This window comes from Pareuzebyella sediminis (genome assembly GCF_008367235.1).
Classification (GTDB): Bacteria; Bacteroidota; Bacteroidia; order Flavobacteriales; family Flavobacteriaceae; genus Pareuzebyella; species Pareuzebyella sediminis.
Window position 1 is genome coordinate 567,014 of record NZ_VTZS01000002.1, and the last position, 24,467, is coordinate 591,480.

Annotated in this window: 17 protein-coding genes and 2 tRNA genes; 7 read left to right on the forward strand and 12 right to left on the reverse strand. The window is 44.1% G+C overall.

Annotation, left to right across the window (positions count from 1 at the left end):
• Positions 1–2: 2 nt before the first annotated feature.
• The 5 genes from F2B13_RS09025 to F2B13_RS09045 form a co-directional block, all read right to left on the reverse strand.
• Positions 3–1,187: an aldose epimerase family protein gene (locus tag F2B13_RS09025; RefSeq protein ID WP_149304035.1), complete on the reverse strand. Its 1,185-nt coding sequence runs from the start codon at positions 1,185–1,187 to the stop codon at positions 3–5.
• Positions 1,188–1,208: 21 nt separating this feature from the next.
• Complete coding sequence (gene araA, locus F2B13_RS09030; RefSeq protein ID WP_149274763.1) at positions 1,209–2,720, reverse strand: L-arabinose isomerase; 1,512 nt, start codon at positions 2,718–2,720, stop codon at positions 1,209–1,211.
• Between the two features lie 18 nt (positions 2,721–2,738).
• Positions 2,739–3,440, reverse strand: a complete 702-nt coding sequence (locus tag F2B13_RS09035; RefSeq protein ID WP_149274764.1) for an L-ribulose-5-phosphate 4-epimerase — start codon at positions 3,438–3,440, stop codon at positions 2,739–2,741.
• Positions 3,437–5,119, reverse strand: a complete 1,683-nt coding sequence (locus F2B13_RS09040; RefSeq protein ID WP_149274765.1) for a ribulokinase — start codon at positions 5,117–5,119, stop codon at positions 3,437–3,439. Before F2B13_RS09040 ends, F2B13_RS09035 begins: the two co-directional genes overlap by 4 nt.
• A gap of 105 nt (positions 5,120–5,224) precedes the next feature.
• Positions 5,225–6,790: an alpha-N-arabinofuranosidase gene (locus F2B13_RS09045; RefSeq protein WP_149304036.1), complete on the reverse strand. Its 1,566-nt coding sequence runs from the start codon at positions 6,788–6,790 to the stop codon at positions 5,225–5,227.
• A gap of 259 nt (positions 6,791–7,049) precedes the next feature.
• Between F2B13_RS09045 and F2B13_RS09050 the strand changes: the two genes are divergently transcribed.
• Complete coding sequence (locus F2B13_RS09050) at positions 7,050–7,742, forward strand: NUDIX hydrolase (protein ID WP_149274767.1); 693 nt, start codon at positions 7,050–7,052, stop codon at positions 7,740–7,742.
• Positions 7,743–7,824: 82 nt separating this feature from the next.
• Positions 7,825–9,018: a sialidase family protein gene (locus tag F2B13_RS09055; protein WP_149274768.1), complete on the forward strand. Its 1,194-nt coding sequence runs from the start codon at positions 7,825–7,827 to the stop codon at positions 9,016–9,018.
• Positions 9,019–9,356: 338 nt separating this feature from the next.
• Here F2B13_RS09055 and F2B13_RS09060 read toward each other — a convergent pair.
• The 3 genes from F2B13_RS09060 to mutS form a co-directional block, all read right to left on the reverse strand.
• A tRNA-Leu gene (locus F2B13_RS09060) sits at positions 9,357–9,441 on the reverse strand.
• A 134-nt stretch (positions 9,442–9,575) separates the two neighbouring features.
• Positions 9,576–9,651 (reverse strand) — tRNA-Gly (locus F2B13_RS09065).
• A gap of 124 nt (positions 9,652–9,775) precedes the next feature.
• Positions 9,776–12,358, reverse strand: a complete 2,583-nt coding sequence (gene mutS, locus F2B13_RS09070) for a DNA mismatch repair protein MutS (RefSeq protein WP_149275442.1) — start codon at positions 12,356–12,358, stop codon at positions 9,776–9,778.
• Positions 12,359–12,647: 289 nt separating this feature from the next.
• Between mutS and F2B13_RS09075 the strand changes: the two genes are divergently transcribed.
• Entirely contained in the window at positions 12,648–13,184 is a 537-nt protein-coding gene (locus F2B13_RS09075) for an RNA methyltransferase (RefSeq protein ID WP_149274769.1), read from the forward strand.
• A gap of 145 nt (positions 13,185–13,329) precedes the next feature.
• Here F2B13_RS09075 and folK read toward each other — a convergent pair whose 3' ends face one another.
• Positions 13,330–14,475 carry a 2-amino-4-hydroxy-6-hydroxymethyldihydropteridine diphosphokinase gene (gene folK, locus F2B13_RS09080; protein WP_149304037.1) on the reverse strand — a complete coding sequence of 382 codons (1,146 nt, stop codon included), beginning with the start codon at positions 14,473–14,475 and terminating at the stop codon, positions 13,330–13,332.
• A gap of 362 nt (positions 14,476–14,837) precedes the next feature.
• Between folK and sppA the strand changes: the two genes are divergently transcribed.
• The 3 genes from sppA to F2B13_RS09095 all read left to right on the forward strand — a co-directional run bounded on the left by sppA (position 14,838) and on the right by F2B13_RS09095 (position 20,185).
• The gene (sppA, locus tag F2B13_RS09085) at positions 14,838–16,601 is read left to right on the forward strand and encodes a signal peptide peptidase SppA (protein ID WP_149274771.1); all 1,764 of its coding nucleotides are present in this window, start codon (positions 14,838–14,840) and stop codon (positions 16,599–16,601) included.
• Positions 16,602–17,312: a queuosine precursor transporter gene (locus F2B13_RS09090; protein WP_149274772.1), complete on the forward strand. Its 711-nt coding sequence runs from the start codon at positions 16,602–16,604 to the stop codon at positions 17,310–17,312. It begins immediately after the preceding gene.
• A 143-nt stretch (positions 17,313–17,455) separates the two neighbouring features.
• Positions 17,456–20,185, forward strand: coding sequence for an AsmA-like C-terminal region-containing protein (locus F2B13_RS09095; RefSeq protein ID WP_149304038.1), 2,730 nt, complete (start codon positions 17,456–17,458; stop codon positions 20,183–20,185).
• 19 nt (positions 20,186–20,204) lie between these two features.
• On the opposite strand, the gene F2B13_RS09100 is transcribed toward F2B13_RS09095, so the two are convergent.
• The 3 genes from F2B13_RS09100 to F2B13_RS09110 all read right to left on the reverse strand — a co-directional run bounded on the left by F2B13_RS09100 (position 20,205) and on the right by F2B13_RS09110 (position 22,843).
• Positions 20,205–20,858, reverse strand: coding sequence for a TVP38/TMEM64 family protein (locus F2B13_RS09100; RefSeq protein WP_149304039.1), 654 nt, complete (start codon positions 20,856–20,858; stop codon positions 20,205–20,207).
• Between the two features lie 93 nt (positions 20,859–20,951).
• The gene (locus F2B13_RS09105) at positions 20,952–21,950 is read right to left on the reverse strand and encodes an NADP-dependent oxidoreductase (RefSeq protein ID WP_149304040.1); all 999 of its coding nucleotides are present in this window, start codon (positions 21,948–21,950) and stop codon (positions 20,952–20,954) included.
• Positions 21,951–22,048: 98 nt separating this feature from the next.
• Positions 22,049–22,843: a DUF2797 domain-containing protein gene (locus F2B13_RS09110; protein ID WP_149304041.1), complete on the reverse strand. Its 795-nt coding sequence runs from the start codon at positions 22,841–22,843 to the stop codon at positions 22,049–22,051.
• A gap of 98 nt (positions 22,844–22,941) precedes the next feature.
• Here F2B13_RS09110 and F2B13_RS09115 point away from each other — a divergent pair, with 98 nt between their 5' ends.
• Positions 22,942–24,456 (forward strand): GH3 auxin-responsive promoter family protein, encoded by a 1,515-nt coding sequence (locus F2B13_RS09115; RefSeq protein WP_149274776.1) that lies wholly within the window; start codon positions 22,942–22,944, stop codon positions 24,454–24,456.
• Positions 24,457–24,467 lie beyond the last annotated feature (11 nt).

Genomic DNA, 24,467 nt, shown 5'->3' on the forward strand with positions numbered 1-24,467 from the left:
ATTTATTTCGTTGAAAAGGTAAAAGTGGTCTTCGTTTCATATTTTTCCCCTGGATTAAGGACAACCGATGGAAACTCTGGTTGATTCGGGGAATCTGGGTAATGCTGGGTTTCGAGGCAAAAGCCTGAGCGTTTGCCGTAATTGCCACCGCCAGGTATGGGCAAAGTGCCATCTAAAAAGTTACCGGTGTAAAATTGAACGCCAGGTTCGGTGGTTGCCACTTCCATACTTCTTCCAGTTTCTGGATGGTAGGCTGTGGCTATCGTTCGCATACCTGAATTTTGATCGTTGAGCACCCAACAATGGTCGTATCCGCCTCCTTTTTTTATTTGGTCGTTGTCGGCATCGATATCCTTGCCTATTTCTTTGGGCGAAGTGAAATCAAAAGGGGTACCCTCCACGTCCCGTAGTTCCCCGGTCGGAATCAACGCATCGTTCACCGGAACATATTGGTCGGCGTTGAGGGTCAGCACATGATCTAAAATATTCTGGGAGAAATCGCCAGATAAATTAAAATAGGCATGCTGGGTGAGGTTCACCACGGTCTTTTTGTCGGTGGTAGCTTCATAATTGACTTCCAGCGCGTTATTGCCGGTTAGGGTATAGGTTACCGTAACATCAAGTTTTCCCGGAAAACCTTCCTCCATATCTTGGCTAACGTAGTTTAATTTTAACGAAGCGCTATCTCCTCCTTGGGCTTCTTCTACGTCCCAGACTACTTTGTCGAAACCTTTAAGGCCTCCGTGCAAGCTGTTTTCACCATTATTGGCCGCCAGCTTATATTCGGTGCCGTCCAAGGAAAACTGAGCACCGCCAATACGGTTGCCGTACCGCCCGACCAAAGCACCAAAAAAAGGATTGGTTTCGAGATATTGATCGAGGGAATCAAAATTAAGCACGACGTTCGCGCTTTTTCCTTCCTTATCAGGAACGGATAATTTTGTAATGCGACCTCCATAGGTAATGATATCTACCTCCATGCCATTATCGTTTGTAAGAGTATAGAGGTCCACCGCGGTACCCTCGGGGGTACTACCGTAGCTGCTTTTGTTGATGGTGGTCTTGTCTTGTTGTTCCATGGGTTCTGCTGTTTTTTCATTTTTAGGTTGCTCTTTACAGCTCGTGAGGCCCAAGAGAAGAAGGCCTATCGAAAAGAGCGTACGTAAGTTTCGTTTAAAGGATTTCATATTATTTTCAATTTAACAAGTTTAGTTTCCATGTTGGAACAAATGATAATAAGCTTCATTGGCGTTAATCGTATCTTTAAATGAGCGTATTGAAGTTTTATCATCGATAACCAAAAGTTCAACCCCGGCTATATCCGCTAAATCTTCGATAAATTCAGTAGTTAGGGCCTGACTGTAGGCCGTGTGATGCGCTCCCCCTGCCAATATCCAAGCCGTCGCGGCGGTATCCAGATCGGGTTTGGCGTCCCATATCACCCTAGCCACAGGCAATTTAGGCAATTCTCCCATTGGTTTAACGGCTTCGACCTCATTAACGATGAGACGGAACCTATTGCCCATATCGATCAGCGATACATTGATGGCCGGACCTGCGGGCGAATTAAATACGAGACGAACAGGATCCTCCTTACCTCCGATACCTAGAGGGTGCACTTCGCACGAAGGTTTTCCCTCGGAAATCGAAGGGCAGATTTCAAGCATATGCGATCCCATAACATATGCTTTTTGAGGGGTGAAGTGATAGGTATAGTCTTCCATAAAAGAAGTTCCTCCTTCCAGACCTGTATTCATAACTTTAAGGGCCCGGACCAAAGCGGCGGTTTTCCAATCTCCTTCACCACCAAAGCCATATCCTTCGGCCATAAGTCGTTGTGCTGCTATGCCCGGTAATTGTTTCAATTCGCCCAAATTTTCGAAGGTGTCGGTAAATGCCCCAAAACCCCCTTCTTCCAGAAAGGAGCGCAGACCAAGTTCAATCTTGGCGGCTTCTATCAACGATTGTCGCTTTTCTCCTTGGTTTTTCAAGGCTTTGGTCAGGGTATAGGTCTCCTCGTATTCCTGTAAAAGTGTTTTTAGTTGATTGTCGGAAATGGCGTTGATATGTGTAACGATATCCGATGAGTCGTAGCCGTTTACGGAAAAGCCAAAACGCATTTGGGCCTCCACCTTATCCCCTTCGGTAACTGCTACTTCTCGCATGTTATCCCCTATACGGGCTACTTTTAGATGCTGAAGTTCGTTCCATCCCAAGACCACACGCGACCAGATGCCCAGTTTCTCTTGTACCCTTTTGGTTTGCCAATGGCCGACCACAACCTTCCTTTTTTTTCGCATACGCGACATCATAAACCCGAATTCGCGATCTCCGTGAGCGGACTGGTTGAGATTCATAAAATCCATATCGATAGAATCCCAGGGGATTTCGGCATTAAATTGGGTATGTAGATGACAGAGTGGTTTGGTCAAGACGGTCAACCCTTTTATCCACATTTTAGCAGGGGAGAAGGTATGCATCCAAGTAATGATACCGATACAATTTGAAGCGGCACTGGCCTGAAGGCATATATTGGTTATTTCGGCAGGGGTCTTTACGGTTGGTTTAAAAACAATTTTGATGGGAATATAAGCCGAAGCATTTAATCCGTTCGCGATTTCTTGGGCATTGGAGGCGACTTGCCTCAGGGTTTCCTCGCCGTACAAATGTTGACTGCCCGTAACAAACCAAATTTCTTTATCAGCTATTGTATCATACATAATTCGTTCTTACATATATTATTGACCGTAATAGGCGTTTTTGCCATGTTTACGTTCATAGTGTTTCTTTATCAGGGCATCCTTTAATCTAGGTGCTTCCGGATTGATTTGCAGGGTCAGATAAGCCATTTGTGCGACGGTTTCCAATACTTTACTATTGTAGACGGCTTTGGCGGCACTTTTGCCCCATGCAAAAGGGCCATGATTTCCGATCAAGACCATTTCGACTTCCGAATTTGAAAGTTTTTTTTCCTCAAAACAATCTAAAATCTGAATTCCGGTGTTGTGTTCGTAATTTCCTTCTATGAGGTCATCGCGCATGGGAGGTGCACAAGGGATATCGGCCGTTAAGTGGTCGGCATGGGTGGTGCCGAAAATGGGGATGTCACGTTGCGCCTGCGCCCAAGCTACGGAGTACATGGCATGGGTATGGGCAATACCTCCGATATTTTTCCAGTTCTTATAGAGATAGGCGTGGGTTTTCGTATCCGAAGAAGGGCGCATGCTGCCCTCAATGATGTTGTTGTCGTAGTCTATGATGACGATATCGTCGGGTCGCAGCTCTTCGTAGGGCACCCCACTTGGTTTAATAGCGAAAACCCCATCTTCTCGATGTACGGCACTCACATTGCCAAAGGTATAGATAACCAGGCCCAAAGCGTTCAGCTGCATGTTGGCTTCGTAGCATTCTTGTTTTAATGCCTTGTACTTGGAACTCATTCTTTCTGTTTGTTTTTTATCGAGTTTTCTATAAACGCTCCTAATTCATTGTAGGAATCCATCAATTGCCGATAGGTGTCTACTGTTTCTTTCTGAGGATGGTACTCCGCTTCGAATTCACTTCCCATATGCGAACTGGCCTCTACCACATTGGAATAAAGTCCTGACGCTACCGCTGCGTATATTGCGGCACCTAGGGCCGGTGCCTGATCTGAGGCCGCGACCTTAATGGGCATATTCATCACATTGGCCAAGGTTTGCATGATATAAGGAGACTTTCTGGCCACGCCACCGATACCGATAACGGAATCTATTTGTACGCCCTCGTCCTGAAAGCGTTCCGCTATTTTTTTTGATCCAAAACAAATAGCATGTATCAAGGCTTTAAAAATATGGGGCGCCTTGGTACCCAAGGAGAGGTTGGAAATGGCACTCTTCAGATTTTGATCGGCATCGGGCGTTCTTCTTCCGTTAATCCAATCTAAAGCGGTGGGGATGCTTTCCGAAAGGGGAACTTTTTCGGCTTGGTCGGAAAGTAGTTTTATAAAATTGGAATCGATTTCATTTTGTAGCTTATCTTTTTGTTCATCAGTAAGTATGCCCGAAGTCATGACCAAGTTGTCGATAGGCCATGCTAGTACATCCTTGAACCAGGCCAATACGTCGCCGAATGCCGATTGTCCGGCCTCCAAACCAACAAAACCGGGTATTACCGAACCGTTGACTTGACCACATATCCCCTTGATGGTGTTTCCGGCGATTTCCTTATCCGTAGCTACCATAATGTCGCAGGTAGAGGTGCCCATAACACGCACAAGGGCATGCTGATCGATTTTGGCACCGACAGCACCAGAATGCGCATCAAAAGTGCCTACTGCGACGACCGTGTCGGTCGTAAGGCCGAGCTTCGTGGCCCATTCTTCACTCAATGTACCGGCGACCTCATCGGATGTATAGGTTTTTTCGTAAAGATTATCCCGTAAATCAGCCAGATAAGGATGTAGTTTGCCTAAAAATTCCTTTGGTGGAAGCCCTCCCCAGCTTTCATGCCACATTGCCTTATGACCGGCCGCACATCTACTCCTTTTAAATGACTTTAGGTCTTTATCCTGTACCAAAAGATAGGTCATTAGGTCACAGTGCTCCATCCAAGTATATGCGCTGTTTCTAACCTCCTCATCTTCCGCGATGACATGGGCGATTTTCGCCCAAAACCATTCGGAAGAATAGATGCCCCCCACGTACTTGGTAAAGTTTTCGCCGCCCCATGTAGCCCCTAATTCATTGATGAGTTCCGCCTCCCGTATGGCGGTATGATCTTTCCACAAGACCATCATGGCGTTTGGGTTCTCTGAAAACCCTTCAACCAAAGCAAGGGGAGTCCCGTCTTTCGATATGGGTACAGGTGAAGATCCGGTAGTATCTATACATATACCCTTTACATCCTCAGGGTTTACTTTACTTTGTTGCATGACCGTTTTCACGGTATGTTCCAGACCTTCCATATGATCTAAGGGGTGCTGTCTGAACTGATTGATCGAGGCATCGCAATACTTATTTTCCATCCATCTTTTATACCAGTGGACTTCCGAAGCGATTTCTTGTCCGTTGGCGGTGTCGATCAATACCGCCCGCACCGAATCGGTACCATAATCTAGGCCAATTACGTAATTTTTCATTGTAAACGTGAATTTAATGCACTTACACTAGCGGGTCGTGTTTGGTTGTACTGAAATAGGTAAAACATGAATGAATCGTATGGGCTAATGTTTTATAGGTTCCACCTAATGACTTCCTTTCAAAACTACAACAGAAAAAGGGGGGATATCGATTTCCAATTTCCCTTTTTTCAATTGAAAATTTTTAAACTCCGTTGGCTTTATTTTATCGGGATTGTCAAAAGTGTTGTGGTCTTGTAATTTTTCCGATTTTAAAACCGTGGCCTCTATTTTTTTAATATGCAGTGATGTAGCATCTAAAGTTAAGGTGTTCGTTTTTTTAGGATCAATATTGGTGATAGAAATATGCACCACTTCATCATCGTTTATCGAAGCGGAAACGGATATGGCAGGTAAGGAACTACCTTCAAAAGTATATTCTGGGGAGGTAAAGGACAGCGGAATAAGTTTAGCATCTTGATGTACCTTGTACATGTGCATTACATGGTAGGTAGGCGTCAATATCATTTTTTGACCTTTCTCTTCCGTGAGAATCACAGCTTGAAGTACATTCACGGTTTGGGCCAAATTGGCCATTTTTACACGTTTTGCATGATTATTGAAAATATTCAGGGTCATGCCGGCAATCATGGCATCGCGCATGGTGTTCTGTTGATATAGAAAACTGGGATTGGTGCCTTCTTGAACGTCGTACCAGCCGCCCCATTCATCAACGATAAGGTCTACCTTTCCTTCCGGATCAAATTTGTCCATAATGGCCGTATGCTTCTCAATAAGTTCGTTCATGAGCCACGATTCCTGCATGGTCTTAAAATAGAGGTCCTCTGTAAATTCGGTATCCGACCCTTTAGCTCCCCAATCGATAACGGAATAATGGTGCAGGGCCACTCCTTGAAGCATACTTCGGGGAATATTTTTCATTAAGGTTTCCGTCCATTCGTAGTCGTCATTACTTGCTCCTGAGGCAATCTTATAAATTCCGCCTTCCATATCGGCGTCGGACATAAAAGTGGCGTATTTTCGATAAATATCAGCATAATATTCGGCCCGCATATTACCGCCACATCCCCAGGCTTCGTTACCAATGCCCCAATATTTCACACTCCACGGTTCGTCACGGCCATTCTCCCGTCTAAGGTCCGACATTGGGCTAGTACCCTTAAAATTCGTGTATTGCACCCAGTCGGCCAATTCTTGTACCGTGCCGCTACCTACATTTCCCGAGAGATAGGGTTCGGCTTCCAAGACTTCGCACAGGTTTAAAAAATTATGGGTGCCAAAACTATTGTCTTCCGTAACCCCGCCCCACCAAGTGTTTACAATTTCAGGACGTTCGTTCAGGGGGCCAATACCATCTTTCCAATGATACGTATCTGCAAAACATCCGCCCGGCCAACGAAGATTGGGAATGTTTAAATCTTTTAGGGCCGCGATGATATCATTTCTCACGCCGTCCGTATTGGGAATGACACTCTCTTCCCCTACATAGAACCCCCCGTAAATGCAACGACCCAGATGTTCGGCGAAATGGCCATAGATATGCTTATTGATTATCGGGGCCTCACTATCTTCTACTACGGTAATATCCGTTATCTGCTGTTGGGCGAAAAAAGGGGTGTACGATACGAATAGAATGAGGGAAAAGAAAGGGACTAAGGTGTTTTTTTTCATCGTAGTGGGTTTTAGTGTAAGACCGCAGTTTTAACTGCGGTCTTCAAAACTAACTCAAATTAGTATAGTTAATGGTTGAACGTCAAACAAGTGTAGTTTCAACACCTCTAAATACGGAAAGATTTTTGACATAAGAAAGCATTAAACTTATAAATATTGGTTTATTCATGCATTTTGCCTTCTGTATTTATGAATACCTCAAATCATTTGTAAATAATCGTCAAGAAGTTCATAAATTGCCCGTTCTATATTTTTCTGCATGACACTGAACAACTATAAAAATGAGGACAAGGTCTTATTGGCCGTCGATTGTATCATTTTTGGATTTGACAAGGAGGAACTCAAAATTTTACTGATCAAAAGAAACTTTGAGCCCGAAAAGGGAAAGTGGTCCTTAATAGGGGGGTTCTTAAAAAAGGAAGAAAACCTGGACGAAGCGGCCATTCGTATTCTCCATCACCTCACAGGGCTGAACAATATTTATATGGAGCAACTGTATGCTTTTAGTAAGGTTGATAGAGACCCTGCCGAACGTACCATTTCAGTGGCCTATTATGCATTGATCGACATCGCCTCCCATGACGATGACCTTATACGAATCGATTCCGCCCAATGGTTTAGTTTAAAGAATGCACCTAAACTGATCTTCGATCACCATAGAATGGTCGAACGTGCCATAGCCAGATTACAGCGTAGGGCATTGGGGAAGCCGATTGGCTTCGAGTTGCTTCCTGAAAAATTTACGATGCGCCAACTTCAGAAATTATACGAAGCCATTTTGGACAAAAAACTCGACAAACGGAATTTTATCAATAAATTCAATTCGTTGGATATCCTTGTAAAGTTGGACGAAAAAGATATGAGCATGTCGCGCAAGGGGGCCTATCTCTTTCAGTTTGACGAAGAAAAATATAGGTCGAAAGTAGAGGAAGGTTTTAGTTTTAAGCTGTAATTGTGAAATCTAATCCCACGTCGTCATTTTTCGGTACGAAAATGGCCGTCACGGCTAGTGAAAATCTTATTTAAAATATTTTATGATGCACCGTTCGAAGATTACATGCAATCGTAGCCCGCAACGATACTTCTATTTTATAGTGTTGATGGTGGTTATCTATAGTACGAAAGGGTTTGCTCAAACCGACGGAAGGCAAATTCAGCACCAGATTGTTTTTTCAGAGGCTGAAAAATATGGAGGGTGGCCGGCCAATCACGGCATTTGGTCTTGGGGAGATGAAATTTTGGTCGGATTTGTAGCCGCCGACTATAACGAAACAAATGCAGGATTACACACTTATAATGTGCCTACCGCAAGAAATAGATATGCCCGAAGTTTCGATGGGGGTGTCCACTGGAAAGTGACCGATGCCTATGAACTAGGGCAGAAGGCAGCTGGTTACGATAACCATATTCCGGCAACCAAAGCCGTGGTCCCCACGGTATTGAAAAAACCCATTGAAGACGCTACCGACCCCGATTTTCTACTCACTTTTTTAAGGCACGACAATGACTATGGTCCCTCGCATTTTTACTATTCTACGGATAAGGGTATGAGTTGGCAGGGGCCTTACGTGTTTCCGGATATGGGGACGCCGGGTATCGCGAACCGTACCGATTATGTGGTCGATGGGGAGAAGGCCTTAAGCGTTTTTGTAACGGTGGCCAAATCGAATAAAAAGGAAGGGCGGGTGGCCCTTGCTAGAACAAAGGATGGTGGACTGACCTGGCAACTAGTGGCCTACGTTACCCCTGAACACGGCGGGTTCGATATTATGCCTTCGTCGCTTCGCCTCTCGGAATCGGAATTGCTCACCACCATTCGAACCCGTACCGAAGGCGGACAGAACCTGATCAGTAGTTATAGGTCTATGGATAACGGTCAAACTTGGGAAAGGTTACAAAATCCTGCCCCCGATACGGGTACGGGAGGATCCCCTCCGGCCCTGACCCTATTAAAAGATGGTAGGTTGGCCTTGGGATATATCCATCGCAGTGAATATGGCTCAAGGCTACACGTCAGGTTCAGTGATGATGACGGGGAAACCTGGGGCGATGAAATTACCTTGCGAAGTGGCGATGGTGCCAGTAGGGATGCGGGATATCCAAGAATTACCCAGCGTGCTGACGGAAAATTGGTGATGGTCTACTATTGGAACCATTCGCTTGTTGAAGATGCCGAGCCTTATCGATATATTGCCGCGACCATATTCGATCCGGAGGATTGGAAATAGAAAGCTGATCGATTAAAAGGAGTAGACTTGACAGCATCCGATGTGCAGCAAATCGGTCAACTCGGTATTTCAAGGGATTGCGTTTACAGAATCTTTATACAGTAGGCGATACGGGAGCAAATTAATAATAATGACGACGGTAGACCTCGCTTGACTCGGTACGAACGGGTGATTGTGGCGGTTACGGAGTAGCTGTTTTGATGTTTGAGTTTTGATTTTTGTTGGGTCCGAAAAACAGGGAAGCCTTCAAAAGGGGTAAGTCTTCACCTCGGGCAAGCTCGGTCCGGCCCTAAAACCAAAAAAGCCAGAGCTTATGCTCCGGCTTTTCCTCTTATTCGTACTCGAGGCGGGACTTGAACCCGCACGGCCATAATGGCCATTGGATTTTAAGTCCAACGTGTCTACCAATTCCACCACTCGAGCCACTTGAACTTGATACGAATAAAAAACTCCACCCGAGATGACTGAGCGGAGTCGAAATTGTGCAATACATCCCCCTTTAGGGGATAACCGCGAAGCTACAACTTGATGCTACGCCAAACGGTCTGTTTTGCAAATGGAGCGAAAAACGGGATTCGAACCCGCGACCTCCACCTTGGCAAGGTGGCGCTCTACCAACTGAGCTATTTTCGCATGTTAAAGAACGTGCTATCGATAGATCGATAGCGGGAGCAAATTTAATACAATTCTATAAAAGACAAAGAAAAATTAATCGAAAAACATTTCCTTAGTTTATAAAGTAAAGGCACCGATAGTCTTACGAAGTCGCTTTTTTATTTTTGGTCAGCAACCTTTTGATTTCGTTCAATTTCATCAAGGCTTCTACTGGGGTGAGCGTGTTGATGTCTAAGTGTATGATTTCTTCCTTGATTTCCTCGAGCAAGGGGTCGTCAAGGTGAAAGAAGCTCAGTTGCATATCGTTCTGGGCCGATTGTAATTTCTCGGTCAGTTCTTCGCTGGAATGGGATTGTTCGAGTTTTTTTAGAATTTTGTTCGCCTTGTGAATCACCTGCTGTGGCATGCCGGCCATTTTCGCCACATGGATACCAAAACTGTGTTCACTGCCGCCCGGGGTCAGTTTTCTCAAAAAGAGCACATTGTCTTTTAATTCCTTGACCGAAACGTTGTAGTTTTTAATACGTTCGAAAGTGACGCTCATTTCATTAAGTTCATGGTAATGCGTGGCAAAAAGCGTCTTGGCACGGGCCGGATGTTCATGTAGGTACTCGGAAATCGCCCAGGCGATCGAAATACCGTCATAGGTACTCGTTCCGCGACCTATTTCGTCGAGCAAGACCAGACTTCGCTCTGAAAGATTGTTCAAAATAGAGGCAGTTTCGTTCATCTCGACCATAAAAGTAGATTCGCCCATTGAGATATTGTCACTGGCGCCCACTCTAGTAAAAATTTTATCGACCACCCCGATCTGGGCAGAGCTCGCAGGAACAAAACTCCCCATTTGGGCCATCAGGACGACCAAGGCGGTCTGCCGCAAAATAGCGGACTTACCGCTCATGTTCGGCCCCGTAATCATAATGATCTGTTGCTCTTCACGGTTGAGGAGAACATCATTGGCAATATATTCCTCCCCTAGGGGCAGTTGCTTTTCAATGACCGGATGGCGCCCGTCTTTAATATTAATTTCGGTGGAATCATTGATTATTGGTTGGGTATAGCGGTTCTCCCTGGCCAACTGGCTAAACCCGCAGAGACTGTCGAGTTGTGCAATCTGTTGGGCGTTGTTTTGTACGGGAGAAATGTACTCTTGCATCCATACGATCAACTGGGAAAAAAGTTGCTGCTCAAGGGTAAGAATACGCTCTTCCGCACCCAATATCTTGGCCTCGTATTCTTTGAGTTCCTGGGTAATGTACCGTTCGGCGCTCACCAAGGTCTGCTTACGGACCCACTCTTCGGGCACCTTGTCTTTATGGGTATTGCGTACCTCGATATAATACCCGAAAACATTGTTCGAGGCTATTTTTAAAGAGGTGATGCCGGTGCGTTCGGTTTCGCGTTCGAGCATTTGGTTGAGGTAGTCCTTTCCTGAAAAGGCGATGTTGCGAAGGTCGTCGAGCTCTTCGGAATAGCCATCGGCAATGGTCTTGCCCTTCAAGATATTTACAGGGGCCTCCTCGCAGATCATTTCTTTGATTTTGGCCCGAAGTTCATCACAGGAGTGCAATCGATCGGCAATGGCCCGCAAGGCCTCGTTGGGGCAATCTGAAATCAATTGCTTGATAGGGAGCAGGGCCTCGAGGGAATTTTTGAGCTGTACGACTTCCTTCGGATTGATCTTTCCGGTGGCTACCTTCGATATCAAGCGTTCGAGATCGCCCATTTGCTTGATATGGTGCTGTATCTTCTTTAGAAGGGGGTCGTTTTCGTATAAATAGGATACGACTTGATGGCGGCGCCTTATTTTCTCCACGTTTTTTAAGGGCAATGCCAACCATCGCTTTAGCATGCGCCCGCCCATGGGGGAGAGCGTTTTGTCGATAATGTCTATGAGGGTAACCGCATTTTGGTGGTTCGAATGGTAGAGTTCGAGGTTTCTGATGGTAAACCGATCCATCCAGACATATTCTTCCTCGGCTATACGTTTGAGGGTGTTGATGTGCTGAAGGCGTCGATGTTGGGTTTCCGAAAGATAATGTAACACCACCCCGGACGCCACGATACCATGAGACAGATGGTCTACGCCAAAACCTTTTAGGGTATTGGTCTTAAAGTGATCTGTAAGGGTTTCACGGGCATAATCGTCTTGAAAGACCCAATCTTCCATGAAAAACGTATGGAACTGGTTGCCGAAAAGCTCTTGAAACTCTTTTCTATGGGTTTTGGACACCAGTACTTCGTTAGGGGCGAAATTTTGCAAAAGCTTATCGATCTGTTCATCGGTACCTTCCGAAACCAAAAACTCGCCGGTGGAAATATCGACGAACGAAATACCCAGAAGGCTACGGCCAAAATGTACGGCGCACAAAAAATTATTCGCTTTGGCATGCAATATATCGTCGTTCATGGCCACCCCGGGCGTAACGAGCTCGGTAACGCCCCGCTTCACGATGGTCTTGGTCATTTTAGGGTCTTCCAACTGGTCACAGATGGCCACGCGCTGCCCGGCCTTCACCAATTTGGGAAGGTAGGTATTCAGCGAATGGTGCGGAAAACCCGCCAACTCGGTTCGGTCGCCACCATTATTTCGGTGGGTCAGGATAATGCCCAATATCTTGGAGGCTTTTACGGCATCTTCCCCAAAAGTTTCATAGAAGTCGCCCACACGAAAAAGCAATAGCGCATCAGGATACTTCGTCTTGATGGTATTGTATTGTTGCATTAAAGGGGTGACCTTCTTTGTTTTATTCTTTTTTCCCAAAGCGATTTGAATGGTTTATTTTTGCACCGACATGTCGTAAAACGAATGTACTATTTTCTCTTGGGAGCATAAATGATTGTTGATATTTTGGGATAAGTTTTACGAGGCCTCTCAACAGTACAACACCCCTTGTGGCACCAAGCGTCGAGAAGATCATGGCATACGGTAGCGGTAGCCTTTCAAAGAGGGCATGGATACGCCCCGAATTGTTAATTGGGGCGTCAATAACCGAATAATCAGTGATTCCTATATGAGAAAACTGAAGAATGAAGAACTTGGGCGATTGGATGTGGCGGCTTTTAAAAAGGCCGACAAAACGCCCCTCGTTCTCGTACTTGACAATATAAGGAGCCTCAATAATATTGGCTCGGTTTTTCGCACGGCGGATGCATTTTTGATTGAAAAAATTTACCTCTGCGGTATCACGGCTACCCCGCCCCACAAGGATATTCGAAAAACTGCCCTTGGAGCGACCGAAAGCGTCGCTTGGGAGTACCATGGCAGTAGCCTTGAAATCGTCAATCGTCTTAAAGATCAAGGCTATCGGGCCATGGCCGTCGAGCAGGCCGAGAGGGCTGTCATGCTTAATGATTTTAAGGCCGCTTCCTCAGCGAAATATGCGCTTATTTTCGGCAATGAGGTCAAAGGAGTGTCTCAAGAAGTGGTCGACGTATGCGACAAAGTCATCGAAATTCCCCAGTCCGGTACCAAGCATTCCCTCAATATTGCGGTAAGCGTTGGGGTCGTGGTTTGGGACTTCTGGTCAAAATTGAAGAGGTTGACCTAAAAAATATGCCCGACCATGTTCAAGAGTAGGCATCATTTGCCCAAAAGTTCTTTCATAATCGTTTTCAAGAGCTCCGATCGAGAGGGCAGCATTTAGGGCACTCGCCAAAATTTTTCGTCAAGACCCGGAACAAAGGTGCTTTAGATTATTTAAAGGGAAGGTGTACGGCAAATTTTACGATTTGGTCGATGATGGCTTCGTAGTCGTCTTGTCGTTCGACGAAATCAAGCTCACCAAGTTCGATGACCAGCTTGTTCTGCTCAGGATATCCCCTTAAGAATTCAAAATACCCCTTGTTGATTTTTTCAAGATATTCGGGTGCGATATTCTGCTCATAATCCCGCCCCCTTTTTTTAATATTTGCCAGCAAACGTTCGGTGGTCTGATAGAGATACACGTATATTTTGGGCTTTTTTACTTCCTTGTACATGAGGTCGAACAACTTACGATAAAGCTTGAACTCTTCTTGCTGCAGGGTAATGCGTGCGAAAATCAACGATTTATAGATGTCGTAATCACTGACCATAAAGTTTTTGAAAAGGTCATATTGAGAAGTATCGTCCGTAAACTGCTGATACCGATCGGCCAAAAAGGACATTTCCAATGGGAAGGCATATCGGGATTGATCTTCGTAGAACTTGGGTAGAAAAGGGTTGTCGGCAAATCGCTCCAATACCAATTTGGCGTTGTAGTGTTCGGCCATTTTATGGGCCAAGGTGGTTTTTCCCGCACCTATGTTCCCCTCGATAGCGATAAAATTGGTTTGCGTAAATAAATCTTCCTTGTTTTTGTAGAGGCGAAAGCCAGTTTTTTCAAGCTTTCCCTTGTCCCTACATTCTTGCAAAAGATTTCGGGTGTCTTTGTTCAACACCGGGTGGTAGTACTGGGGGGCGATGTCCGCCAATGGTCGCAAGACAAATTTTCGATAGGGTAGTTCCGGATGCGGGATGACCAGATGGTCGGAAACAAAGGTTTCCTGCCCGTAATAAAGCAGGTCTATATCTATACATCTCGGTTGATATCCCTCCTCTTCAAATCGCACACGACCTAACTCCTTTTCGATCTTCAAAACCTGCTCCAAAAGCTTTTGGGGTCTTAAATCCGTTTCGAGCGCAATACAAATATTCATAAAATCATCGGACTCAAAGCCCCAGGCCTCTGTCTTGTAGACCGCCGAAATACGCTGAATATCGCCCGCTGTCTTTTGAAGTGCAAAAAGGGCCTCTTGCAGATTGTTCAAGGGGTCTCCCAAATTGCTTCCTAAAGATAGATACGCCGTTTTTCCTTCCATTTTGGCTAAGATAAATTCAGGGTAGTCCGTGCTTCTATGATACCCGTTTGCATCCAATGACTATCGATGATGCTACAACGACAGGGAGCTTTTAAAAAATAAAGGATACTACGGGTGACAATTGGCATATAAAAAGTGGTCGCAAAAGGTTTTGATTTGCCTCTTAAACAAAATACGTAAAAGAATTCGACATTGGTTATCTTTGCTCAAAAATACAAACTCGGTTTTTCATTGAAAAACGCCTTCGTATTTTTTTATTTGGTTTAAACGCTACATGGTGGGTGCCTCCGCGTGAAAAAAATAAGGTGTAACGAACAATGTTTTCCTAGAAGACAAGGCACCAACTTTATAAATCGGTTTTAATGAATTTTTTAAGAAATTTTCTGGCGGCTATTTTGGGGTGTATGGTTGCTTTTGGTATTATGTGTATCATGTTCGTGATCTTTATAGGCCTTATCGGCAGTACCGAAAATGTGGTGGTTGTTAAGAAGAATTCTGTGTTGAAACTACAGCTTCAACGGCCAATAAACGATTATGTCGGTGATAATACCATGGATCCTTTTACCGGTGCCTTTTTCGAACAGGCCCAAGGTCTTGACGAGATAATTCATGCGATATCGGTGGCCAAGACAGATGATGATGTTAACGGTATTAGTATAGACAACAACTTTATCATGGCAGGTCTGGCACAGACCCAGGCGATTCGTAAGGCATTACAGGATTTTAAGGAAAGTGGAAAGTTCATATATACGTATGGTGATTTTTACATGCAGAAGGATTATTACCTGGCAAGCGTGGCCGATTCCGTTTTCCTGAACCCCGTTGGTACACTTGATTTTAGGGGTCTTTCTTCGGAAGTACTTTTTTTTAAGGATTTTCAGGAGAAGACAGGGGTCAAGATGGAAGTCATTCGACATGGTAAATATAAAAGTGCCGTTGAACCTTTTATAGCCAATGAAATGAGCGAGGCCAATAGAACACAGATCAAGACCTTGATCACTTCGCTATGGAATTCTATGGTCGAGGATATTTCGGAAGGTAGGCACATAGCCCCCGATAACCTAAACACTATTGCCGATACCTTGGGGGGGAGAACTCCGGAATACGCCAAGGCATCAGGACTGATAGATGATGTGATTTTTTATGATGAATATGAAAAGAAGCTCAGAAATGCCCTTGGTATTGGTACTGATGATGAATTGAATATCGTCTATCTCGAAGATTATGTATTTCGTTCCAACAAAAAAGTAACTAAAAAAGGAAAGGATAAGATCGGTGTGGTCTTCGCACAAGGTGAAATATTTTACGGTGAAGGCGGTCCCGATATCATTGGCCAGGGCATTATAACCAAAGCGCTTATCAGGGCCCGGGAAGATGATGATGTGAAAGCTATAGTCTTGCGTGTAAATTCCCCTGGCGGTAGCGCATTGACCTCCGATATTATATGGCGGGAAATCGAAATTACAAAGGCCGTTAAGCCTGTTGTTGTATCTATGGGCAACGTGGCCGCTTCTGGAGGCTATTATATCGCCGTGGGGGCCGATAAGATTTATGCCGAACCTACTACCATAACCGGTTCTATAGGAGTCTTCGGAACCGTACCCAATATGGCGGATTTGGCCGATAATTTAGGCATTAATGCAGAGCAGGTCGGCACCAACAAAAATTCGATAGAATATTCCTTTTTCGAACCCATGTCCGATGATTTTAGAAACCTGGTTCAAGAAGGTATCGAGAGTACCTACGAGACGTTTCTAAAGAGAGTTTCCCAAGGACGCAATATTTCGATATCGGAAGCCGACAGCCTGGCTCAAGGCCGGGTATGGAGTGGGGTGGATGCCAAGCGTATCGGCTTGGTAGACGAACTTGGCAATTTGGAAAGTGCTATTGAAGAGGCCGCCCGTATGGCCGGACTCTCTACCTATGGCATTAAAAAATTCCCTAAATATAAATCGGGCTTCGAACGTCTACTCGAGAATATGGGCGGGGCCAGCGCCAAAGCGGGTGAAAAAATCATCAAGGAAGAGATCGGGCAAGATACGTATACCATACTGAAGCAGATCAAATCAGCGATGGAGCAGGAGGGTGTACAGGCCAGAATGCCCTATATCCTTAACATACAATAAATGACCCAAAAAGATAAAAAACTGGCCTACCGAATTTATCTCTATTTAGGGGCACTTTTTATCACTTCCCTGGTTGTTTCAAACCTGATTTTTCAAAAGTTTTTCTATTGGAATCCGTTTGGGGATTTGACCGTGTTTGGGGTCTCCCTATTTGAGATTTCCGTGGGGATCTTGCCTTACCCGATTACCTTTCTGATTACCGATCTGATTTCTGAAATGTATGGTCGAAAAAAGGCCAATCAAATCGTGACGGCCGGTATTTTTGCTTCCTTATTTTCCATGTCGATTATCTTGGTCGCGGAGGCCGCCCCGGCTATTGCATCGTCTCCGATCAACGATGCTACCTTTACGCAGGTTTTTGCGCTATCGCCAATTGCCGTTTTGGCCTCAATGATCGCCTACTTGTTCGCTCAGTATGTCGATATTGCGATTTATCATTTTTGGAAGCATTTGACCAAGGGCAAATACCTATGGTTGCGCAACAATTTTTCTACTTTTCTATCACAGTTTATAGATACGTTTACCGTGGTGGGCCTATTATGCGTTTTTGAGGTACTGCCTTGGAACCTTTTTTTCGGTTTGGTCGTAAGCGGATTTCTTTTCAAGGTATTTATTGCCGCTATGGATACGCCCTTTCTTTATTTTTTTGTCTATATCATGAGAAAACGATTTAAGTTGGCCATAGGGGAAGAAATCGACCTTGATATATAATATTCCTTTCTTTTTTGAGTTGTATCGATACAGCCAAGAATCCGGATAAAAAAGCCAAGAATAGCCCTGCTTTTTTCCTAGTTTTCAACGTACATCTGAAGTGAAAATTTCACCTAAGGTTCGAAATTACTGATGCTAATATTATGAAGAAGAGAATACTTAAGATTGTAGGAATCGTTGTGATACTGGTGATAGCCATATTGGTAGCCATTCCCTTTTTTCTGGAAGCCAAAATTGGCGATCTGATAAAAAACAACGTCAATACTAATGTAAATGCTACTTTGAACTTTGCCGATGCGGATCTAAGCCTTATCAGCCATTTCCCGAATGCGGAGCTGGGCCTTGACGGGGTGGTTTTGACCAACAGGGCACCTTTTGAGGGAGATACGCTTTTCGCTTCTAAAAACGTACGATTGACCATGGGTATAGGTGAACTTTTCAAGGGAGCTGGTGACCCGATTGCCATACGCAACCTCGAGATCGAAGGTGCGAATTTGCACATTATTGTGAACGAAGACGAAATAGCCAATTACGATATCGCAAAAGAGTCGGAAGCTTCCGCTACTACTGAGCCGGAGTCTGAAGGCTTTAGTTTTGACCTTCAATCGTATGAAATTACCGATTCCAAGGTGGCCTACGAAGATAGGGCTGCCAAGGTGTTTTTGACGGTTTCGGATATTCGGCATCGCGGAAATGGCGATTTGTCCGCAACTACATCTGAATTGGATACCAAGACCGAAGCGTTGGTCACCTTTGATTTTGACAGTACCAACTATTTAAACCGAAATCGTGTAAGTCTTGAGGCCCTTATCGGTATAGATCTGAAAGAGAATAAATATACCTTTTTAAAGAATGAGGCGTTAGTGAACCAACTGCCCTTGGTATTCGATGGTTTTGTAAAAGTGAACGAGACCAATCAAGAAATCGATATAAATTTTAAAACCCCTTCATCGGATTTCAAGAATTTTTTAGCGGTCATGCCCGAAGCATATTCCAAAAACGTGGAAGAGGTTCAAACTACGGGAAATTTTACCGTGGTAGGCAGTTTTAACGGGATAGTCGATGAAGCACATATTCCGAAATTTAATATCGACATCAGCTCGGAAAAAGCTTCGTTCAAATACCCTGATTTGCCGAAATCCGTCGAGAATGTGTTTATCGATATAAAAATCAGGAACACCTCTGGTATTGCCGAAGATACGTATGTCGATATCGATCGGCTCTCTTTTATGATCGATCAAGACCGATTCGATATGACGGCCAAGATCAAGGAATTAATGGGGAATACCAAAGTGAACGCCCATATTGATGGAACTATGAACTTGGCCAATATCTCGCAGGCCTATCCCGTGCCAGCCGAGCTCGATCTGAAAGGCATATTGACTGCCGATGTGACTACGCGTTTTGATATGGCCTCCGTTGAGAAAAAGCAATATCAGAATACCCAAACGACCGGAAAAGTTAGCCTTAGGGATTTTGAATACAGGTCATCGGAAATTCTTAATCCGGTCAAATTGCAGACTGCTGCTATGACCTTTGATCAAAAATCCGTACAACTTAATGAGCTTAAAGGCAGCACGGGGAGTACCGATTTTAATGCTACAGGCACCATCGATAATGTATTGGGTTTCATGTTTAATGACGAAAAAGTAAAGGGAAACTTCAATCTCGTTTCAAATACCTTCGCTTTAAATGACTTTATGGTTGAGGAAGGGGTTACCAATTCCGACGACAATGAGGGCAACAAAAATGGTAAACCGGTCTCGAACGAGGGTGCCATTAAGATTCCAGCTTTTTTAGACGCGAATATCAATGCTACCGCTTCTACCGTATTATACGACAATTTATCGCTAGAAAACGTTCAGGGAAACCTTCGTATTCAAGACGAAACGGCAAGACTTACCAATATGACCTCTTCGATTTTCAATGGTAAACTCGCCTTGAACGGTGAGGTTTCCACAAAAAATGAAATCCCCACCTTTGCCATGAAGCTTGGTATGCAACAAGTGGAAATCGATCAGACGTTTAAGGCGCTCGAGCTGTTCGAAGTATTGGCGCCCATTGCCCAGATTTTACGGGGGCAATTGAACTGCGACATAGTGCTATCAGGTAATCTTACCGATAATCTCTTGCCCGATCTGCTTACCCTGAGCGGCAATATAATCGCCGATATCATGACTAGGGACATAAATACTGAAAGTGCCCCTTTGCTTGCTGCCTTGGATAGTAAACTGGACTTTATCGATTTAGAGGATTTGAACCTCAAAGATCTAAAAACCAAACTATCTTTCGATGAAGGCCTGGTCAAGGTCAAGCCCTTTACCCTGAACTATAAGGATATTGCCATCAATGTAGACGGAAGTCATACGTTTGATAGGAAATTGAACTATCAGGCCACTTTTGAAGTTCCGGCCAAGTACCTGGGCAGTGAAATAAATAAATTGATTACGGAAATCGGGGAAGATGATCTGAACGAGTTGACTATTCCGGTAGTCGCAAATATTGGGGGTAATTATTCGAGCCCTTCGGTAACGACCGATCTGACATCCGGTGTTAAGGCCTTAACAAATCAATTGGTAGAAATTCAGAAACAGAAGCTATTGAATAAGGGAAAAGAAAAGGCAAGAGACCTTATTGGCGATGTGCTGAGCAAAAATAAACGGGAAACCGATTCAACGTCGCAAAGGGATACTGAAAAAGAGGATGTAAAAGAAGTATTAGGAGGTATTTTAGGAGCTGGCAAAAAAGACACTATACAAATAAAAAAGGACTCTACGGACGCCCCAACGAGCAATGAGGAGGTCGTCAAGGAGAAAGCCAAGAGTATTTTGGGAGGTCTTCTTGGAGGTAAGAAGAAAGACAGTACCAATTAAGAGTTCAAAATGGGTATAGTTACGTTTGACGTCTCTTGTCCCACCAAACGTAGCCTAAAAAAAGGAGTAAGGAAACGATTGAGCCCCATAACAGACCTGTCTTTAAGCTGTCGGTACTTTTACCCAGAATAGCGATAAAAAGGGTCAACGGTGCGATACCCACAAGTGTGGCTGCGATGAACTTCCAGTAGCCCATTCTTAAAATCCCTCCAACGAAACTTATGGCATCGTTGGAGAGAAAAGGGTTTAGTCGTGTAATAATGACCGCCCAAAAACCATAATCCTCTAGAAATTTAGAAACCTTTTTTTCCGTTTTTTGACCAATAATACGTTCGACGCGGCCCTTCCCTAAAAAGCTGCCTATAAAATAGCCTACAGAGGAGGCGCTGAACACGGACAAAAGTATGATTAGGCTTCCCCATAGCGGTCCATATGCCAATATGGAAACGACCATAAGGGCTATTGTGGGTACAATGATCAAAAACATTTGTGCGACCATGGCAATAACGAGTACGGGTGGGCCCCATGCTCCGAAGTCACTTACCCATGCTTGAATTTTTTGTTGATCTCCACTTGCCAGTACGCGCCATGCTTCATCGAAAAAATGTGCGATACTGGGCACCGTAAAATATCCGATGACACAGATACCTAGTAAGCCCAGGGACAAGAACATGGGCCATCTGCTTTTATTTTGGGAATCTTTCAAGTGTGCTTTAATTTCTTCGATTAAGGCCTAGCGGCCTTTGCAAGGTGCGTTGTTCTGGTTTCAATAAATCTTAACCAACATTTTTCCCTTATTCTTTCCGTCAAATAAATCGATAAATGCCTGAGGTATATTTTCAAAACCTTCTACGATCGTTTCTTCATAGGTAAGACTTCCTTCCTTTAACCAATCGGCTAGTTGCTGTATGGCCGGGCCGAACTTTGAAGCGTGGTCCCGTACTAAAAACCCTTGGATCAATACGGTTTTTCTAATCAGAATACTTTCGTACCTCGGCCCACGGGGCGTCTCCGTTTCATTATAGAGCGATATCGCACCACAGCTGATGACACGGCCATTTTTATTAATGTTGGCCATAGCTGCATCAAGGGTTTCCCCACCTACATTATCGAAATACACGTCAACACCGTTCGCACATAATTCGGAAATGGCCTGTTGCATATTTTGGGTAGTCTTATAATTGATGCCGGCATCAAAGCCGAACTTTTCTTTCATCAAGTTTATTTTCTCATCGCTGCCGGCAATCCCGATAACATGGCACCCTTTTATTTTACCGATTTGCCCCACGGTACTGCCCACGGCTCCAGAAGCTCCGGAAACCAAAAGAGTTTCCCCTTTTTTAAGATGACCTATTTGGTCGAGGCTTATGTAGGCAGTGAGCCCGGTAAGCCCTAAAATACCTAGGTGTGCAGATAGTGGGGCCAGCTCCTCGCTTACCTTGTTCAAGCCACTGCCCGTGGAAACATTAAAGGTCTTCCAGGGTAGCATCCCACTTACAAAATCACCTTCGGCAAAGTTCTTGTTCTTCGATGTGACTACTTCGGCAACTATACCCGATTCTATAGGTTCACCAAGTTTGAAAGGTTCTATGTACGATGGAATATCGCGCATTCTACCTCTTAGATAGGGGTCTACAGACACAAATTTTGTTTTTAGAAGTAGCTCCCCTTCTTTCAGGGTTGCTAATTCTTCCTCCGTAAATTTAAAATCGCCCAGTTGGGGCCTTCCTTCAGGTCTATTTTTAAGTAGTATCGTTTTGTTCATTCTTTGTTTTTTATTTTTTAAGATAAGCGGGTTGTACAAAAATTATTAGCCCAATCCATTTTATTATGGTTGCGGGTTGGCTCAAATCAGAGCGTTTCTTAACGGATCTCCAGCGAAACATAATATCCTTCGTTACCGCGTACATTGAAGACGGTGCCGTCACCGAAAATAAAATATTGCCCTTTTATGCCTTTGAGAATGCCCTCATACGCAGGTTGTTTATCGAGATTTAGACTTTTCACCTTGACCGGATACTCCAATACGGGAAAATCAAGATGGGTCTCGGTACGGTTCCTAATGAAATATTGCTTGGCCTCGGAAGGAATATATTCTTCCAAACGGTTGCGCCACGCGACCAAATCTTCGTCCTTCACATCATTGGTCAACATTTTTCTCCAATTGGTTTTGTCCGAAATATGGTCTTTAAGGGCGACCTCCGTTATTCCGGCCAAATATCGGTTGGGTACTTCGACAATTTCAATAGCTTCGTGCGCACCCTGGTCGATCCAGCGGGTAGGAACCTGTACTTTTCGGGTTACCCCGACTTTTATTGAGCTTGAATTGGCAAGATAAACGATGTGGGGTTGCAGCTGTACTTTTTTTTCATAGTCTAAATCTCTATCTTCTTCGCCTAAATGGGCTTTGCTAAGCTCTGGTCGCATAATCCAATCTCCTGCGGAAGGAATCTCGAAAAAGCAAGTTTTGCAGAATCCTTGTCGATAAATCGGACGGTCTAGACCGCAATTCAGGCATTGGAATTTGATAAAATTGATCTTTAGGTTTTTGTTCAGGGCTTGATTTACGTTCAAAAAATCGTTCTCGAAAACCATATAATACTGTATAGGGTTCCCTATTTCTGTTTTCATTTTTCGTAGTACTCCTTCGTACAGCATATTCGGGTAGGTTTTATGTAGAATTTGAAAATGATGGTTTAATAGGCTATTTTTAGCGGCTAGCTTTATGCAGCCTCAACACCAAAGATATCCAAAAAATGACGATTCCTTTGTTTAATTCGATTGCTTCCTGGTTGCTAAAAAAGCGATATCATCAGATTGAACTTTTTTTGAAATACCCTGCCGAGGTACAGGAGGAAGTGCTGTTTCAATTATTGGAAATTGCCGAGGATACCGAATATGGCAAAAAATACGATTTTACTTCCATAGAGAGCTATGAAGCTTTCCGGCAAAGGATGCCCATAGTGTCCTACGAGGAAATTGAAGGGGATATAGAGCGCACCAGAAGGGGGGAACAAAATGTATTTTGGCCGACCGGTATTAAGTGGTTTGCCAAAAGTAGCGGTACGACCAATGCGAAGAGCAAGTTCATTCCGGTAAGTAGTGAAGCTTTGGAAGATTGCCATTATAAATCGGGAAAAGATTTGCTTTGTCTCTATTTGAATAACAATGAAGATTCACAACTTTTTACCGGTAAAAGCCTCAGATTGGGAGGGAGTAAAGAGTTATATGAAGACAATGGTTCATTTTTCGGAGATCTTTCCGCTATTTTGATCGACAATATGCCTTTATGGGCCGAATTTAGTAGCACGCCAAGTAGCAAAGTTTCCCTGATGAGTGAGTGGGAAAGCAAATTAAGAGCTATCATTAAAGAAAGCACCCAAGAAAATGTGACAAGTCTGGCAGGGGTGCCCTCGTGGATGTTAGTGCTTCTCAATAATGTGATTCAGGAAACCGGTAAGGATAATCTTTTTCAGATATGGGAAAATTTGGAGGTTTACTTTCATGGAGGTGTCAGTTTTAGCCCCTACAAAGAGCAATATCGAAAGTTGCTGCCCCGTAAAAATTTCAGATATTATGAAATTTATAATGCTTCCGAAGGTTTTTTTGCCATACAAGATCGTAACAATGCGGATGATCTTTTGTTGATGCTGGATTATGGAATTTTTTATGAGTTTGTCCCCATGCAGGATTATGGTACCGAGGCGCAGAAAGCCATTCCGTTATGGGAAGTTCAATTGAATATCAATTACGCTATTATTATCACAACGAACTCCGGGCTTTGGCGGTACAAAATTGGGGATACGGTACGCTTTACCTCTATTGACCCCTATCGTATCAAGATTACCGGTAGAACCAAGCATCATATCAACGTATTCGGTGAAGAGCTCATTATAGAAAATGCCGAAGAGGCACTCAAGAATGTTTGTATGAAAACAGGGGCGCAGATAAAAGACTACACGGCCGGCCCCATATTCATGGCAGGTGCGGAAAAAGGGGGGCATGAATGGATTATCGAGTTTCGAAAACCTCCTGAAGACGTCGATTATTTTACCGAATTTTTAGATAATGCGCTCAAATCGCTCAACTCGGATTATGAGGCAAAAAGGTACAACAACATCACTTTGAAACTGCCAAAAGTACATATTGCTAGAGAAAACCTTTTCTACGATTGGCTCAAGGCCAAGGATAAGCTGGGCGGACAACACAAAATTCCTCGATTATCGAATAAAAGGAACTACATCGAAGAATTACTTCACATGAACAAATAATTGTGGGTTTT

Excerpts from the sequence above, each read along its gene's own strand:
- mutS (WP_149275442.1), bottom strand. The coding sequence starts at position 12,358 with ATGCAACAATACAATACCATCAAGACGAAGTATCCTGATGCGCTATTG.
- F2B13_RS09110 (WP_149304041.1), bottom strand. The coding sequence starts at position 22,843 with ATGCTGTACGAAGGAGTACTACGAAAAATGAAAACAGAAATAGGGAAC.
- F2B13_RS09075 (WP_149274769.1), top strand. The coding sequence starts at position 12,648 with ATGAGAAAACTGAAGAATGAAGAACTTGGGCGATTGGATGTGGCGGCT.
- F2B13_RS09045 (WP_149304036.1), bottom strand. The coding sequence starts at position 6,790 with ATGAAAAAAAACACCTTAGTCCCTTTCTTTTCCCTCATTCTATTCGTA.
- F2B13_RS09040 (WP_149274765.1), bottom strand. The coding sequence starts at position 5,119 with ATGAAAAATTACGTAATTGGCCTAGATTATGGTACCGATTCGGTGCGG.
- F2B13_RS09050 (WP_149274767.1), top strand. The coding sequence starts at position 7,050 with ATGACACTGAACAACTATAAAAATGAGGACAAGGTCTTATTGGCCGTC.
- araA (WP_149274763.1), bottom strand. The coding sequence starts at position 2,720 with ATGTATGATACAATAGCTGATAAAGAAATTTGGTTTGTTACGGGCAGT.
- F2B13_RS09095 (WP_149304038.1), top strand. The coding sequence starts at position 17,456 with ATGAAGAAGAGAATACTTAAGATTGTAGGAATCGTTGTGATACTGGTG.
- F2B13_RS09055 (WP_149274768.1), top strand. The coding sequence starts at position 7,825 with ATGATGCACCGTTCGAAGATTACATGCAATCGTAGCCCGCAACGATAC.
- F2B13_RS09035 (WP_149274764.1), bottom strand. The coding sequence starts at position 3,440 with ATGAGTTCCAAGTACAAGGCATTAAAACAAGAATGCTACGAAGCCAAC.
- F2B13_RS09115 (WP_149274776.1), top strand. The coding sequence starts at position 22,942 with ATGACGATTCCTTTGTTTAATTCGATTGCTTCCTGGTTGCTAAAAAAG.
- folK (WP_149304037.1), bottom strand. The coding sequence starts at position 14,475 with ATGGAAGGAAAAACGGCGTATCTATCTTTAGGAAGCAATTTGGGAGAC.
- F2B13_RS09105 (WP_149304040.1), bottom strand. The coding sequence starts at position 21,950 with ATGAACAAAACGATACTACTTAAAAATAGACCTGAAGGAAGGCCCCAA.
- sppA (WP_149274771.1), top strand. The coding sequence starts at position 14,838 with ATGAATTTTTTAAGAAATTTTCTGGCGGCTATTTTGGGGTGTATGGTT.
- F2B13_RS09090 (WP_149274772.1), top strand. The coding sequence starts at position 16,602 with ATGACCCAAAAAGATAAAAAACTGGCCTACCGAATTTATCTCTATTTA.
- F2B13_RS09025 (WP_149304035.1), bottom strand. The coding sequence starts at position 1,187 with ATGAAATCCTTTAAACGAAACTTACGTACGCTCTTTTCGATAGGCCTT.
- F2B13_RS09100 (WP_149304039.1), bottom strand. The coding sequence starts at position 20,858 with ATGTTCTTGTCCCTGGGCTTACTAGGTATCTGTGTCATCGGATATTTT.